Here is a 2262-nt window from a genome sequence, read left to right as displayed (position 1 = left end):
GCTGGAGGCCCCTCATGACCCGGGTACTGCTGACCGGATTCGAACCCTTCGGAGGCGAGGCCACCAACCCCGCGTGGGACGCCGTACGCGCCGTCGCCGACAACCCGCCGGACGGGGTGGAGCTCTCCACCGCCTGCCTGCCCTGCGTCTTCGGCGACGCCGTGGACGCCCTGCGCGCGGCCGTCGAGCGGTACGACCCCGAGCTCGTGATCAGCGTCGGACAGGCCGGCGGCCGGACCGACGTCACCGTGGAGCGCGTCGCCGTCAACATCGACGACGCCCGCATCCCCGACAACACGGGCGCCCAGCCCGTCGACGAGCCCATCGTGCCCGGCGGCCCCGTCGCCTACTTCGCCGCGCTCCCGGTGAAGGCGTGCGTCGAGGCCGTACGGGCGGCCGGGCTGCCCGCCTCCGTGTCGCAGACCGCCGGCACCTTCGTCTGCAACGAGGTCTTCTACGCGCTGATGCACCTCGCCGCGACCGAACGGCCCGGCCTGCGCGGCGGCTTCGTCCACGTCCCGTTCGCCCCCGGGCAGGTCACCGACAAGCTCCAGCCCTCGCTCCCGGTGAGCGTCACCGCCGAGGCGCTGCGTGTGATCACCGTCACCGCCGCGACCCGCACCGAGGACGTCAAGGCTGTGGGCGGCGCCACACACTGACCCGTTCGCCCGTGCCGTTTCGTCCGTTGTCAGTGCGACCGCTTACTGTGTGCGACGTGACTTCTCAAGCCCTCACGGCCGCTGCGTCCCAGCTCAACGGGGACGCGCGACCAGCACCGGGACCGGCCGCCGACGAGGGCCTGGCCCGGCGGCTGCGCGCGCTGGCCTGCACCGCACCGCTGCACGACCTCGACGTGCGCAAGGCCAACCTCGCGGGCGAGTACGGGATCTACGCCATGGCCGAGGTGGCGCTGGCCGCCATCGACGTGGTGACGCTCCACATGGACTTCGACACCGGGGCCGACCACGAGCAGATAGTGGCCAAGCTGCTGCCGCGCGTCGCGGCCCAGGCGCCCCGGCGGGCCGCCGCCGAGCACGACCGCGTCGCCCGCTGGGTGCTGGAGAACCTCATCAACGTCGGCAGCGTCGACCGCGGCTTCCGCGCCGTGTACGGCACGTTCGGCGCCGACGGCGCGTACGTACGCCGGGACTACGACTTCAAACTCATCGAGGAGGTCCCCGGCCACGGCGGCACGGTCTTCCTGCGCGCCACCGACGAGGCCGTCAACGTCCTCGTCGGCGCCCTCGACACGGACGTCACCAGCGCCCAGATCGCCGCCGAGGTCAAGCTGGAGGTGCTCATCAGCCGGGGCCGGCTCGCCGACGCGCAGCTCGCCGCCGAACAGGCCCGCTACCGCACCGTGCAGTACGCGGAAACGCTCCGCAAGACCCTCGACGCGACCCGCCGCAACGTCCGCGCCGTCGACTGGCTCAGCACCGTCCCCGACATGATCGCCGAAGCGCTCGACCACGTCGCCGACCGCTACCGCCACGAGAACGCGATCCTCACCAACATCCGCAAGGCGCGCGACGAGGCGGAGGAGCCCGAACACAAGCGCCGCGCCGCCGAGCTCGTCGACATCGTCAAGGACTGCATCCGCCGCCACACACAGCTCCAGTCCCGGCTGCTGGAGGCGGGCCCGCTCTTCCGCGCCGAGCAGGACCGCCAGGCATTCGCCACCCCCGCCGCGCACGCCGGGCTCGACCTGTACGGGCAGCTCCTCGCGCCCCTCCTGCCGCTCCCCGTCGAGCAGGCCGCCCGCGTCACCGACGCCTTCTTCGCCCGCGGCACCGGGCTGCGCACCCCCGCCGCCGTGCGCGTCGGCGACCTCGTCGACATGCTGCTGACGCCGCCCGCCGAGCGCGAGCACCTCGGAGTGGAGATGCCCGAGCCGGACCTCATCGCCACCCCCGACGACAGCCGGTTCAGCGAGGCGCAGCTCGCCGAGGCGATGGAACTGCTCGACCTGCCCGCCGACGCGCCCCGCCGGCTCTCCGGCCTCCTCGCCGACGCCCGCCGACGCGACCCCGAACTCCCTTACCTCCTGGCCCTGCTGGCCGTTCACGCCGCGAGCCCCGCCGTCGGCACCGCCTACCGCCAGGGCGAGGAGAAGCTCCTCTTCGCCGTCGACGACGGCACCCCGCTCGACGACCCGGAGTTCGGCGGTGCCGACCTCATCGTCGGTACGGCGCTGCTCGACGCCGCGGGCATGGCCGCCGGACGCACGGAGGCCTCGTGACCCTCGTCCCGCCCGTCCCCGCG

The 2262-nt window shown here is 73.6% G+C and carries 2 protein-coding genes; both read left to right on the top strand.

Annotated elements, in window-relative coordinates:
• Positions 1-14: 14 nt before the first annotated feature.
• Complete coding sequence (gene pcp, locus ACFU99_RS41225; protein ID WP_384403214.1) at positions 15-659, top strand: pyroglutamyl-peptidase I; 645 nt, start codon at positions 15-17, stop codon at positions 657-659.
• A gap of 56 nt (positions 660-715) precedes the next feature.
• A complete protein-coding gene (locus tag ACFU99_RS41220; protein WP_384403211.1) occupies positions 716-2239 on the top strand; it encodes a hypothetical protein in 1524 nt (507 codons plus the stop codon).
• Positions 2240-2262: the final 23 nt, after the last annotated feature.

It is taken from the genome of Streptomyces sp. NPDC057654, assembly GCF_042800135.1.
Lineage (GTDB): Bacteria > Actinomycetota > Actinomycetes > Streptomycetales > Streptomycetaceae > Streptomyces.
This window is presented reverse-complemented; position numbering and strand designations above follow the sequence as displayed.